Here is a 13,063-nt window from a genome sequence, read left to right on the forward strand (position 1 = left end):
GTGGGGGTGCCGGGGGGCGTCCAGCGGCTTGTTTTAAAACACACCCCCCGGGCACCACCACAACCGTGGCCATGCCTCCTCCGACTCACCGCCCAGACCCAGGTGGTCGAGCACCGGCTCGACCACCTCGTCCCACGACCACTCCAGCACCTCGTGCATGGTGGCGTGCGCGGCGACACGACCGGAGTACGTTGTCGCGGTCGTAGCCGCTTCCTGCGCCGAGCCGAACCGGTCGACCTGCGCCGCCGCGGAGGCGTGCGTGACCGACTGCAGCGGGACCACTTCCACCGGCCGCCCCTTGCGCAGCACCAAGGCGTCCGCCCGCGACCGGCCCACGTAAACGATCGCGATCGCTCCCTCGTCGGCATGCGCGGCCAGCTCCGCAGCGGAGCCGGGCAGCAAGAAGCCACGCAGCCGCGGTCGGCTCCGGATCTCGGTGAGCACCGCGGTCAACCGCGCTTTCAACCGCGCGCGTTGCTGCGGGGACGCGACGAGCATCGCGTCGGCTACCGGGTGTTCGGCGGCGTCGAGGGCGTTGCGGAGCCGGTGGAACTCCCGGTGCAACTCCGGTTCCAGTCCTTCCAGCACGCGCAGGTCGCCGCGTGCGTCCATGGTCTCCGCCTGGAGCAGAACCCTGGCCTGTTCCAGCAGTTCGACAGCGCGGTCCGGTCGTCCCGCCGCCACGGCCGCCGCAGCAGCGTCCGAGGCCAGCCCCGCTGCCCTGCCCAACCCGAATTCCCGATCACCGCGAGTGAGCCTGCGGGGTGCGAGCGAGGGCAGCAGGACGACGGCCTCCTCGTACGCCGCGACGGCAGCGGTGGGGTCGCCCGCGGCGAGTTCGACGCGCCCCAAACCACGCCACGCCCGGAGGCGTTCGGTGGCGGTCGCCACGGTCGAGCGCACCACATGGGTGAACGTCGTGCGCGCGTCGTCGAGCGCGCGGCGCTCCGATATGTGCCCGCCCAGTTCCAGCAGGGCACCGCCCAGGGTGATCAGGACAGCGGGTTCATGGGGGGCGTCCGCCGACTTCTCGACCGAGCCAGCCGCGAGCACGCAAAAGGCGATGGCGGCACGCAGGTCGTCCGCGTCGTGTGAGTGCGCGTACCGGTTGACCAGCGCGTAGGCGGTGTTGGCGAGAGTGTCCTTCGCGACCCTCCGGCCCTCCGCCGGAGCAGCCGCGCGCCTCCCCAACTCCACCGCCTCGTCGAGCAGGCCGTGGTCGCCGGTGTGCACCGCCAGCGCGACCAGCGGAATGATCAACCGCGTGTCGTCCGGCTGCGGAGCGGAGTGTTCAGCCGCTGCCAGTCGACCCAACGAGACCGCTCGCCGCAGCACCTCGTCGTCTCTCGTGCGCTCGAACAACAGGATGAGCGTGGTGACGGCCCCGGCGAGGATGTTCGCCCGCCAGACGTGCCCGACGGGGATGACCTCGACCGACCGTTCGGTCGCCTCGACAGCCCGGTCCAGCAGGGCCGCCTCGCCGGTGCGTTCGTACAGCGCCCGCAAGGTCGTCCCCGCTTCGGCGAGCCTGAGTGCCAGGTCGGCGCTGTTGTCGCCGGTCCTGTCTACCGCGGAACACGCCACGTCGGCCGCCTCCGCCAGTGCCCGGACATCACCGGTGAGGTTGAACCGGCCGCGCAGCACCGAAGCCAGCAGGCCCTCGTTGTGCGCCCGATCCGGATCGCGTTCGTCGGTGGCGGCCACGGACCGCCGAGCCAGGTCGACCGCCGACGACAACCCGTCGTAGTCGCTGTTGCGCACGGCCACGGCACTCCACCGGTAGGCGAGGTTGGCCAGCATGGCCGGTCGATTGCCGTCGTGCTCGGGGACCGCCTCACAGGCGGCGCGGAACGCATCGAGGGCTTCCGAGGCGATCCTGTCGTCCTGGGTGCGCTCGGACAGGTCCCATAACGCGTTCGCGAGGTTCGCCCACACCACGGCGGACTCGACGACGACGTCGAGGGTGGTGGCGGTCCGACCCGCGGCGACGGCTTCCCGCAGCGCCTCGACATCACCGGTTTGCTCGTAGAGCGTTCGCAACGAGGCGGACGAGTTGGCCAGTCGCCCCGCCAGCGCGGCGTCATCCGGCTCCGACGCCGCCACCGCACGCCGAGCCGCCTCGACGGCCTCCACCAACGCCGGGCAGTCAGTGGTGACCTGGAAGAGGAGTTTCAGCATCGCGGCCAAGTTGGACAGGTACCGGGGCTCGTCCGGTGCCCCCTCGACCGCACGGCGTCCGGCGTGCACCGCATCGACGAGCGCCTCGACATCGCCAGTACGGATGTGCAGCGAGAAGAGCGCCGCGCACAGGTTGGACCACATGCCCGGCGGCGGATCCGTGACGTCGACCGCACGACGCAACAGGTCGACCGCCTCACGAAGCGGGACCAGGTCACCGGTTCGCTGGTGCTCACGCGCCAGCTCCACGCCTCGGCGGGCAAGAGCCGTGCGGTCCACTTCCACCATTTGGCGAAGTTAGCACCAATGGCACTCATTCTGTCGACTTCGGGATTTACGGCGACGATCTGTCACCGACCTTCCCACAAGAACCACCTTGCGCAACATAGAACATGATCATCCGTCAAATGTATCCCGTTGTCGATGCACTCGGCCGCATTATTACGGATTTAACCGTCTCGACGGGTCAGGGTCACGCGTGGAATTGACCCGTTTTGACGGACAGGGTCGATGAGTGTGGTCAGGCTACCTGGCTCGCCGGGTGGTGTCGGGTTGCTTCGTAGGTGGCGGGGCTGAGGTACCCGAGGCTGGAGTGCAAGCGGCGGGTGTTGTACCAGCCCTCGATGTATTCGAAGATCGCCTTGTGGGCCCTGGTCCTGGTGGGCCAGGGCTGTCGGTCGAGCAGTTCGGTTTTGATGGTGGCGAAGAACGATTCGGCGACGGCGTTGTCCCAGCACTGGCCCTTGCGGCCGACCGACAACCGGACGCCCAGGTCGTCGGCAAGGGTGGCGAGCTGTACGGAGGTGTATTGACAGCCCCTGTCGGCGTGGAAGATCACTCCGGGCTCGGGGCGCCGGTGTCGCACGGCGTTGTCGAGGGCCTGGGCGACGAGGTCGGTGCGCAGGTGATCCGCAGTGGCCCAGCCGACCACGCGTCGTGAGGCGATGTCGATGACGGTGGCCAGGTAGAGCCAGCCCTCCCAGGTGTGGATGTAGGTGATGCCCCCGCACCACCGGGTGTCGACATCCGTTGCGGCGCAGGAGAAGTCGCGGCGGATCAAATCCTTCGGGACGATCGCGGCGGGGGCGGGGGCGGGGACGGTGCTGGTGCGCCACCGCTTCGGCGCGCGTCCCGAGCGTCCGCTCTCGCGCAACAGCCGGGCGACGCGCTTGCGGGAATGCCGATGGCCCCGGGCCCGCAACTCGGCATGCACCCGGGGCGCGCCGTAGGTGCCCTTGGACTCGTCGTGAATCGCGACGACCCGCGTGGCCAGGTCCGCGTCCTGTTGTGCGCGCTCGGTGGGGGCGGCGGCGCGGTGGGCGTAGTAGGCGGACCGGGAGACCTTCAGCAGCGTGCACGCCCGGTGGACGTTGCCGCCGCCCGCTCGCTCCGCCTCGATGAACGGATACACGTTCACCGGATCTCCTTCGCGAAGAAAGCCGTGGCACGCCGGAGGATCTCCACGTCCTCGGTCAGACGGCGGTTCTCCCGCCGCAGCCGGACCAGCTCCTCACGCTCGTCGCTGGTCAACCCGTCGGTCCGGGTCCCGGCGTCCCGCTCGGCCTGCACCACCCACTGCCGCACCGCGGTCTCGGTCAGGTCAAAATCCTTCGCGACCTGACCCACCGACCGGTCACCCCACCGACACAACTCGACGATCTCGGCCTTGAACTCCGGGGTGAACGACCGCCGAGGCCGCCGCTTCCTCTTGCCCATGGACTCCATGATGGGACATCCCTCCGGGGACACACGTCCCCTGATCTCAGATGTCCATCAGAACGGGGCAGGCCCACACGCTTTGGCTATCTGCCCCAGCACCCAAGCCCGTCGAGCGGCGTCGGAAACGACACGGGTGAGTTCCGCGCTGCGCGCAGTAGGTCCCCTTTGCACGTCCGTTGGCCCGTCGGCTGAGGCACTGGTGGCCAAACGGGTTCGGCGAGCGTTCCCCGGCGACGGTCCGCTTGATCACCGACCAGGTGCTCGCTGCCTTGATCGAACTCATGGCCGAGTGGCGGACGCTACGAGAGTGCCCGGAATTCGCCCTGTCGATCACCGGTCGGAGCAGGGAACATGGGCCCAACCGGCGGTGGTAACAGCGGTGGCCGGGTAGGGCGAATTGGAACGGGCGAGCGACCTACTCGCCCCGACCGTCGAGGTGGCCGTGTTCCTCGACGCGTGGCGGACACCACGGCGTGTGGCGGCGGCCCTCCGCCATTGGGCTCACCTTTTCGCGTCCCTGCCAGCCGGTGGGTGCACGTGCGCATGTGGCATCGCTAGACGTTCGGGAGGCTGCCGTACGGGTGTGGCGTAATGGGTGGCCTTCTCCGACCCTTCCACTCGGCGATGCGGTGCGCTGACGCGTGCCCAGAGGCTTTCGAAGGCCCTGGTCGTGATGGTGAACCGCTGTATGGGCAGATATGGGCATGCCTGCCGGATGACGCCGCTCCCAGGCTATGAGCCGGTTGACCGCGTCGACCATGCGGCCCCCTGACAGACCAAACCCTGCAGAGGGTTGGACCCGTAGACCGGGGGGAGCGCCACCGCATGATCAGCGCGGCCGGATCATCGGCGGCGCTAGCTGCGTGGCGTCGCCAGCGCGGTAGAGAGCGGCGGGACGGCCGAGCGGCGATGCGCGCTTACCTCCCGTCGCCACGAGGAAGCCGTCGGCCTCACGCACCTTGCGGTGGAAGTTCGGCGCATCGAGTCTCAGACCCCATATCGCCTCGTAGACCTCGCGCAGGTCACTGATCGTGAACTCGGGTTCGCAGAAGCTGGTGGCAATCGTCGTGTACTGGAGCTTGGTCCTGGCCAGTTCGACGGCGTCGGCGAGGATCTCGCCGTGGTCGAAGGCCAGTGCGTCGGGGTTGGCGAGCAAGTTTTCGACCGGCTCCCAGTGAGCGGCGCGGGCGTCGGAGCCGGCGTCTGGTATCGGCAGGTCGGGTGCGATCGCCAGGTAGGAACAGGTGACCACTCTGCGGTCACGCGGGTCCCGGTCAGGATCCGAGTAGACCCGGACCTGCTCCAAGTGCAGGCCCTCCAGGCCGGTCTCCTCGCGCAATTCACGCGCCGCGGCCTCGTCCAGCACCTCCCGCCCGCGCAGGAAGCCACCCGGCAGGGCGAGTCGCCCCTCGAACGGGCTTGTCCCGCGCTCCACGACCAACACGTGCAGGGCACGGGCGCGGATGGTCAGGACCACCAGGTCGACCGTCAGGTGGACGAGCAGGCGTTCACGTTGCGAGCGGATCACCTTCGCAACCTATCTAATTGTGACCTTGACATGAAGTCGGGCACTGATAAAGTCGATCTGACAAGAAGTCGGGCGCGCTGTTGCCTGAAACGCCCGACCCGCCTGCCGCGATCACCGGTCGTATCCGCTGGCGCACCGCCCGCCGGTGAGCGAAACCGTGCCCGAGAGGGAGCGATCATGATCACGTCTGTCGACATCGGGGCTTCACTGACCAAAGCTGCGGTCTGGGACAGTGCCACCGACCTGGTCACCGCCGTGATCGTGCAGAACCAGACCCAGTGGTCCACTTCCCTGGCCCTGCGAAGGGATCGCTCGATGGTCACCGGCCTGGCCGCGTGGAACTCGCGCAAGAGCGCCCGCGATCGGAACCTGTACTTCGCCGGTCTCAAGCAGCTGATCAACCTCACCGCCGCGACCGAGCCGCTGCACCGCGAGATCGTCTTCCCGTCCGGTGACACCCAGCCGCTGGTCCGCGGTGTGGCCACCGTCCTGGACCACGTGCTGGCCGCCGTTCGAGATCAGCACGGCGAGCCCAAACACGTCGTGCTCAGCCATCCCGTGATGTGGGGTGACCTGGAGAAGGTCGTGCTCACCGAGGCCGCTGCGGCGGTCGGACTGACCTCACTCGGGTTGATCAGCGAAGCGGAGGCCGCGGGCAGGCACGCCGCCTCTCGGGTTTCGCTCGACGGCACGGTTGCGGTGTTCGACCTGGGTGCGTCCACGTTCGACTTCGCAGTGCTGCGCGCTGGAGCCGACGGCGTCCCGGAGGTCGTGACCACTGAGGGGCGCCTGATCGGGGGCGACGACTTCTCCGCTTGCGTATTGCGCCTCGCCAGGCAGGAGGCGACCGGCGAGGCAGCACACGAGTTGGCTCACGTCTGGAAGGTCGACCGCGAGGTCGTGGGCGACGAAGCTGAGCGGGTCAAGCGGGACCTCACTGAGGCCGACAGTGCGGTGTTCACCGTCGGCGACCGCGAGACCACGCTGCACCGCGAGGACTTCGACGCGGAGATCCGCCCGCTGGTGCAATCCTGCCTGACCACAGCCACCGAAGCGCTCAAGGCTTTGGGCATCAACGAGTTGACCAGCGTCGTGCTCACCGGCGGCGCCGCGAGGGTGCCCCAGTTCCGGGAGCAGGTCGCTGGCATCGCGCACACCTGGAACGCTGAGTTCGCGGACCTGGCCGATGAGGACGTCGGGAGTGCGGTAGCACTGGGCGCCACGCGTCGTCCTCTTCCCTGGCCGGTCGAACACCCACGCGCTCGGAGGCTGTTCACCATGACGCCCCGGGCCGCCGTGCTATCCCGGTCGGACGCCTTGGTAATCGGTGTGCCGGGCGGAGTGGTGGAGCTGTCGGCGACGCGGACGGTCCGGCGGCACGCGGCGAACGGGACGCAAGGCGTGGGCTCGACGGGCGGACCACTGACACCCGTGACCAGAGTCGTCGGCGACCCGTCCACCGGTCGAGTGCTGTGGGCCAGTCCGTCACCCGCGTTCACACTGTCCACAGTGGCCTCGAATGGGGCATTCGCCAAGGGCGTGGTGTTCGGTCGGCTGGCCGCGTCGCCGACCCGGCCGGACGGCGAGGTCACCGCGATGGCCTGCCGCGGAGACCTGGTCGCGTGGGCCCAGACCGGTGCGCGGAGCGGGGCGTTGATCGACGTGCGGGACTGGAGCTGGCGCGGCCTTGAACTTCCCGGCCCGGTGCGTGAGCTGGCCTTCACCGACGGGTCGCTGCTGCTGGCGCGCTCGGCCGGCTCACTGGTGGCGCTCGGCACCACCGACCTGGCGCCGCTGGCGGCGGTGGCAGTGGGGGAGGGCTCGCGCTTGGCCGTCGAGCCCGTGCACGGCCTCGTCTGCGTCGCGGAGGACGACGGGATCTCCGGCTACCGCGTCGACGCGTCGGGCTTCGAGCGCTTGTGGAAAAGGGATTTGTCGAACGCGGGCGCGTTGACCTACCCGCATGGCACGGCCGTTCCGGTGCTGGTCGTCTTCGACGCCCGCGACCGGGTGTACCGCGCGCTTGACGCCGTGCACGGCGACCAGCTCGCGTTGCGGGACATCGGGTCCGTCGACCCGCCCGACGTCCTGTACCCAAGCCCGGACCCCGGCGTCGTGTACGCCCGCCGCGGGCATGTGGTGGACCGCTTACGCGTCGACGTGGCGGCGTCGTGACCACCACCCAGTTGATCGCGTGGCACTGCGAGCAGTTGCTTGCTGAAGACCGATTATCCGGTGATCCGGTGCTGCGCGACGTGGTGGCGCAGTGCCGCCAACCGCTGCGGGTGCTTCTGGTGGGCGACGTGTCGTCCGGCAAGTCCACGTTGCTCAACGCTCTGATCGGGCACCACCTCGCCGCAGTGGCTTACCAGGAGATGACGTCATCGGTCACCTGGTACCACCACCCCGACCTGGCAGAGACGACCTTCGCCGACCCCGCGCACCACTCGGTCGCGGTTGACTTCCCTCTCGCCGATCGGCTCGTCCTCGGTGATACCCCGGGCCTGAACACCACGTCGGACAACCCGTTGGAGACCGGGCGACTGCTCGGTGGCGCCGACCTCGCCGGAGGCGCCTCGGCCTACGTCTACCTCGTCGCGGGCGCTTCGGCGGAGGTGTGGGTCGACCAGCTCACCAGGCTCGGCGCGATCTCGGCCGGCCCGTTGGACCTGGTCGGCAACATCGTGCTGGTCACCGCGAAAATCGACACTGTTGACGACGACCTCGCCGCGGTCGAGCAGCGGGCGCGGGCTGACGCGCCGACCACCATCCGGTTCGCCGCCGTGAACCAGCGGATGGCGATGGCCGCACGCACCGGCGCGGTCGACCACCGAGTGGCCACCGCGCTGTCCCACCTGAAGAGGCGTCCCGAACTGCTCGAACCGAGCAGGCTGAGCTGGGAGGTGCTCCGTGACGAAGCCGGACTGCCTTCTGGTCACGTTGCCGCTTTGGAGGAGTGCGTAGGGACTCCCGCCTCGCTGCCCAATCTCGTGCGGGAGGCAACCGAGCTGATCAGTCCCGCCGACGTGGTCAAACTGCTCGAGCGGTTCTCCCGGATCCGGGACCTGGAAGCAGTCCTGGCCGACCTGGCCGAGGACACCGAGTTGTTCACCGCCACCGCGACAATGCATCGCCTTAACCGGCTGGCTGCGCGCAGGCCAGAGGCAAGAAGCCTTGTGCGCCTGCGGTTGGCGCAGGTCACCGACTCACTCGAGTTTACGGCCCTGCACCGTCGTGCAGCGGCGCGCCTGCTCCGCCACACCGACATGGCCTCGGCCCTCTCCCACGCCGAGCGCACCGACACGGTGGCCCTACTGATTGACGGCGCCTGCCATGACGCGTCGACGCTGATCGCATCGTGGGAGGAGCTCGGAGGCGATCCCGCCAGCGATTCGCAGACCCGGCGGGTGGCCGCGCTTGTCATCGATCTCGCCCGCCGCTTCCGCCCGGTCGAACGAAAGCGAGGCGCATAATGCGCGAACTGCTCGGCGACGTGCGGAGATGGAGCGCTCGACGGCTGATCCGGCTGGCTGCAGCTCTCGATCCCGAGCCGGAACACCGGCACAAGAACTCCAAAGCAGACATGGCCGCCGACCCACCGGTGCTACCCAAACCGGCAACCGCACCACCCACGCCGGAACCCGAGCCCGACACGCCTCTGACTGATGCAGCGCTCGACGACGGCGACGGCGTGTCGGCGGCCAGGGCCGTCCTGGCGGTGGCCGACCGGCTCACCAACCGGGAGCTGGCGCGGCGGCTGTTCGATGCCACTTGTCGGATTCCGGGGGTCGTCCCGGTGCGCCCAGCGCCCGGCGACCCTTTTGACCCCCTGCTGCACGAATGGTCGCAGACCCGCTCGACCGACCACGAGGCCGATGTCGAGCATGTCGCGGAACTTCTCACACCTGGATTCCAAGGTCGTACCTCGGGCTTGATCCGCCCGGCGCTGGTGGCGGTCTACGACATCACGGAGGACTGACGTGCAAGTGGACGAGCAAGCAGACGCTGTAGACGCCGCCGTAGCAGAGATCCTGGCCATGGCCGAGGCCCGCAAGGTCAGTGCCACGAGCCGACAGCCCCTGGAAGCTCTGGCCGGTCGATGGCGATCGCCCGTGGCCAAGGTGGCTGTGGTGGGCGAAGTGTCGGTCGGCAAGTCGACGTTGATCAACGCGTTGGTGGACGCCAAGGTCCTGCCCACTGCGGCCGAGCCGCTGTCGTCGGTGCCGGTTGAACTCAAGTATGGACCGCACGTGGTCGCCACGGTCCACATCTTCGACGGCGTCCGGCCGGATGTCCGTCAGTTCGTCGGTGCGCAGGACATCTCCGACCACCTCACCACGCGTGGCGAGAGAGTGTTGCGCCAGAAGTACTCCCGTGCGGCGCGAGTGCTCGGCGCCGAGGTATCGGTACCCTCGGAGCTGCTCGCCAGCGGCGTGAGCCTGGTCGACACGCCGGGAGTCGGTGGTCTCGACCCGGCCCACCGCAGACAGACTCTGGCCACGTTGACCGACGTCGACGCGGTGCTGTTCGCATTCCTGCCTGACCGCCCGCTCAACGCGCACGAGATTGCATTCCTCGCGGAGTCCGTCCACCGGGTCGGTTCCTACATCATCGTGCAGACCCACCGGGACCACACCGGCGACGCGCTCGCCCGGTTAGAGTCCGTGCAGGCGAAGCTGCGGCTGCCCGAAACGTGGGCCGAGGTGGTCGACGGTGACGCGCAGGCTGGCGAGCTGGCCGCGCGGTTCGCCGACGTCCGGGGTGTCGCCGTCTCGGCGAAGCTGGCGCTGGAGGCGGACCGCGCAGACGGCCGCGAAGCCCGGTCGGCAGCGGACCCCACAGGCTTGGCCGACCTTCGCGAAGCCATTCGCGAGGAGATCGTCGAGAAAGCGGTCGAGATCCACCGCGCTGACATGCTCCGGCTCACCCGGTCTACGGCGGAGGCCGTCACAACTCGGCTCGACGACCTCATGGAACTACTGAACGCCGGTGACGAGACTGCCAAGCCGATCCGGGAGCGCGAGGATCGCGTGCTGGAGTGGATCGAACGCAACGGCGACAACTGGAAGTCGGACCTGCACACCACCACCGCCGAGGTGCAGGTCGAGGTCACCGAGCTGGCCAACGAACGGATCCGACTGCTGCGCCGGAGCTACCGGGACAAATTCCCCACCATGAATGCCGAGCAGGTGGAAGCCGAGGTTCGGCAGATGGTGACCGAGCCGGAGAACCTCCTCATCGAGATGCGGGCACTGGTTCGGCTGAGGTTGACCGAGTCGGTCACCCGGATCATCGCCGCGCGCCCGAACCACCGGGTGGCGAAGAACCTCGACCTGATCCGGACCGCGGCAGATGTCAGCCGTCGCCTTCCGGCCGCGCCCGACGTCGCGATGGACCTGTCCGATGCGTACGCGTCGCCGACCAGTCGCGTGGATGCCGAGGACTACACCCCCATGGCCACGGTCGGCGCTACTGTCTTCGCCCGCCAGTACATCAAGAAGCGGGAAGACCAGCAGCGGAGCACCGGTCCCGAAGCGTCGGGCGCCGTCGGGTCGGTGGTTGTCACGGTGGGCGCGATCCTGACCAGCTCGACCGTGCTGGTCCCGATCGCCCTCGCCGCCGTGCTGTTCACCGCCATCTCGCGCTGGCGCCGCAGGCGGGCGGACACCGTCGCCGCCGCGCAGCAGGCATATGCCGAGGTGGAGACTGCCATCCTCACGACGGCCTTGCCGAACGCGGTCGACCAGGCAAACGTCGACCGCGATGCACTGATCGCGCTCATCGAGGACCTGACGGCGGAAGAGCAGCAGTCGATCGCCCGGGACCGCGAGGATCTGGACTGGGTGGCGAACCTCTCGCCAGCGGAGCTGCTGGACCTGATGGACGACATCGATCGCGACCGCTGCGCCCTCGACCGCTGTGAGGCCGTGCTGTCACGTGTCGAGAAGGCGTGGAGCCGGTGACCGTCGACCGAGCCGCCACTGCGGAGGACGCGCTGCGCGGGGTCCTGCTGTCCGAGTACGAGATGTTAAAGGCCGAGCAGAAGTCGCGGATCGTCGCGCGAGACCGGTTGATGTACGCGACCCTCGCTGCCCTTGCCGCGACGACCGCAGCAAGTCTCGGGGCGGCCCAAGCCCAGCTGCTCCTCCTGCTGCCGCCGGTATGCCTGATCCTGGGTTGGACCTACCTCGTCAATGACGAGAACATCTCCGCCATCGGCGACTACCTGCACGACCACCTCGGCTCGCGGCTGACTGGCGTACTCGGCGGGGCTGCGGTATTCGGCTGGGAATCCGTCCATCGCAACCAGCCCGGCCGGTTACTGCGCAAGTCGTTGCAACTCTGCGTCGACTTGGCCATGTTCGTCGTCCCTGCCGTGCTGTCGGTCGTCGGGTACTGGCTGACCGGCCCGCCCTCGCCGGTTCTGGTCTTCGCGTCCGCGGTTGAGCTGGCCTCCGCCGTGGTGCTCGCCATCCGCATCGTCTGCTCGGCCAACCTGACCGCGAAGGGAAAGCGCCGATGAGTAGCAAACGCCTGGGATTGATCATCCCGCTACCCGAGGAGTTCGAGTACGCCCGGCACGAGCTGGACATCGTCGGCGAGATCACGCTGGGCGGCCGGATCTACCACAGGTTCCTGGTCGGTGCCTCCGGTGTCAGCGGCGTGCTGACTATCGTGCACGACATGGGACAGGCGAACGCGGCGATCGCGGCGCACGACATGATCTCGGCGTTCAAGGTCCCGCTGGTGGCCGTGGTCGGCACGGCAGCGGCGCTGAGCGACAACGTGGCCCTGGGCGACGTCGTGATCGCCTCCGAGATCCACGACTACCTCCACGCGGGCAAGGCCGTGAACGACCCCGACGACCCCGCGAAGTGGGGTGTCGAACTGGCCGGCACCACGTGGAAATCGTCGTCTACGCTGCGCCGCCACCTCCAGAACTACCCCACCACAAGAGCCGGACGGCAACAAATCAACCACTGGTCCGAGACCGCGTTGCAGGAGTGTCGGATCTCCCCACCTGCCCGTCCGACCCGAGGCCCGCTCTACCACGTTGCGCCGATCGCCACCGGCGACCTGGTCGGCGCGAGCGCCCCGTTCATCTCGATGCTCAAGGCGCACAACCGCAAGCTGGCGGCACTGGAGATGGAGGCGGGCGGTGCGGCATTGTCGGCCTACCAGCACGACGGCGTCGACGTTGTCGTGGTCCGTGGTATCTCGGATCGCGCCGGGGCGGACAAAACGTCCACCGATGCCTCGGTCGACCTGGATGGTGCTCCGAACGCCTGGCGCGCCTACGCGGTGAGAAACGCGACGAAGCTGTTGACGACGCTGGTAGGCGGATCAGACTTCCCATGGCGCAAGCAGGTGAACGACGAACCGGCGCCGAAACGGAAGGTGAGTTGGGCGACGGTCGGCGCGGCCGCCGCAGTGGCCGTTCCGATCGGCTACGCGGTCGGGGCTCACGACAAGGACCACGACATCACCGCCGAGCCCGTGCCTGACGGGGTTCCCGAGCCCTCCGACGGCCACAACCCCGAGCACAACGGCGATGCCACAACCGAGGCCATCTTTCCAGGAGGTGAATGACGGGTACTCACCCTGAGCGTCCCGGAGCAGCGAAAGACCACAGATGGC

10 protein-coding genes are annotated in these 13,063 nt (G+C 68.6%); 6 read left to right on the forward strand and 4 right to left on the reverse strand.

Annotated elements, in window-relative coordinates; translation table 11 throughout:
* Positions 1-33 precede the first annotated feature (33 nt).
* The 4 genes from ACFV4N_RS08215 to ACFV4N_RS08230 all read right to left on the reverse strand — a co-directional run bounded on the left by ACFV4N_RS08215 (position 34) and on the right by ACFV4N_RS08230 (position 5,425).
* Positions 34-2,466, reverse strand: a complete 2,433-nt coding sequence (locus tag ACFV4N_RS08215) for a hypothetical protein (protein ID WP_499671780.1) — start codon at positions 2,464-2,466, stop codon at positions 34-36.
* A 232-nt stretch (positions 2,467-2,698) separates the two neighbouring features.
* Positions 2,699-3,595, reverse strand: a complete 897-nt coding sequence (locus ACFV4N_RS08220) for an IS3 family transposase (protein WP_499671781.1) — start codon at positions 3,593-3,595, stop codon at positions 2,699-2,701.
* Positions 3,592-3,894, reverse strand: coding sequence for a transposase (locus ACFV4N_RS08225; protein WP_499671782.1), 303 nt, complete (start codon positions 3,892-3,894; stop codon positions 3,592-3,594). Before ACFV4N_RS08225 ends, ACFV4N_RS08220 begins: the two co-directional genes overlap by 4 nt.
* A gap of 832 nt (positions 3,895-4,726) precedes the next feature.
* Positions 4,727-5,425, reverse strand: a complete 699-nt coding sequence (locus ACFV4N_RS08230) for an NUDIX hydrolase (RefSeq protein WP_499671783.1) — start codon at positions 5,423-5,425, stop codon at positions 4,727-4,729.
* A 177-nt stretch (positions 5,426-5,602) separates the two neighbouring features.
* Between ACFV4N_RS08230 and ACFV4N_RS08235 the strand changes: the two genes are divergently transcribed.
* From ACFV4N_RS08235 to ACFV4N_RS08260, 6 genes are read left to right on the forward strand one after another with little or no spacing between them, the layout of a single operon-like run.
* Positions 5,603-7,600, forward strand: coding sequence for an Hsp70 family protein (locus ACFV4N_RS08235; RefSeq protein WP_499671784.1), 1,998 nt, complete (start codon positions 5,603-5,605; stop codon positions 7,598-7,600).
* The gene (locus tag ACFV4N_RS08240; protein ID WP_499671785.1) at positions 7,597-8,898 is read left to right on the forward strand and encodes a dynamin family protein; all 1,302 of its coding nucleotides are present in this window, start codon (positions 7,597-7,599) and stop codon (positions 8,896-8,898) included. Before ACFV4N_RS08235 ends, ACFV4N_RS08240 begins: the two co-directional genes overlap by 4 nt.
* Positions 8,898-9,404, forward strand: a complete 507-nt coding sequence (gene grpE, locus ACFV4N_RS08245; RefSeq protein ID WP_499671786.1) for a nucleotide exchange factor GrpE — start codon at positions 8,898-8,900, stop codon at positions 9,402-9,404. The genes ACFV4N_RS08240 and grpE overlap by 1 nt, the downstream gene beginning before the upstream one ends.
* 7 nt (positions 9,405-9,411) lie before the next feature.
* The gene (locus tag ACFV4N_RS08250; protein WP_499671787.1) at positions 9,412-11,388 is read left to right on the forward strand and encodes a dynamin family protein; all 1,977 of its coding nucleotides are present in this window, start codon (positions 9,412-9,414) and stop codon (positions 11,386-11,388) included.
* Entirely contained in the window at positions 11,385-11,948 is a 564-nt protein-coding gene (locus ACFV4N_RS08255) for a hypothetical protein (RefSeq protein WP_499671788.1), read from the forward strand. Before ACFV4N_RS08250 ends, ACFV4N_RS08255 begins: the two co-directional genes overlap by 4 nt.
* Positions 11,945-13,015, forward strand: coding sequence for a 5'-methylthioadenosine/S-adenosylhomocysteine nucleosidase family protein (locus ACFV4N_RS08260; protein ID WP_499671789.1), 1,071 nt, complete (start codon positions 11,945-11,947; stop codon positions 13,013-13,015). The genes ACFV4N_RS08255 and ACFV4N_RS08260 overlap by 4 nt, the downstream gene beginning before the upstream one ends.
* Positions 13,016-13,063 lie beyond the last annotated feature (48 nt).

Origin of the sequence: Actinosynnema sp. NPDC059797 (genome assembly GCF_042732085.1) — a bacterium.
GTDB lineage: Bacteria > Actinomycetota > Actinomycetes > Mycobacteriales > Pseudonocardiaceae > Actinosynnema.

What these genes read in the sequence shown, in the direction of transcription:
- ACFV4N_RS08215 (WP_499671780.1), bottom strand. Translation starts at nt 2,466, where the DNA reads ATGGTGGAAGTGGACCGCACGGCTCTTGCCCGCCGAGGCGTGGAGCTG.
- ACFV4N_RS08225 (WP_499671782.1), bottom strand. Translation starts at nt 3,894, where the DNA reads ATGGGCAAGAGGAAGCGGCGGCCTCGGCGGTCGTTCACCCCGGAGTTC.
- ACFV4N_RS08235 (WP_499671784.1), top strand. Translation starts at nt 5,603, where the DNA reads ATGATCACGTCTGTCGACATCGGGGCTTCACTGACCAAAGCTGCGGTC.
- grpE (WP_499671786.1), top strand. Translation starts at nt 8,898, where the DNA reads ATGCGCGAACTGCTCGGCGACGTGCGGAGATGGAGCGCTCGACGGCTG.
- ACFV4N_RS08260 (WP_499671789.1), top strand. Translation starts at nt 11,945, where the DNA reads ATGAGTAGCAAACGCCTGGGATTGATCATCCCGCTACCCGAGGAGTTC.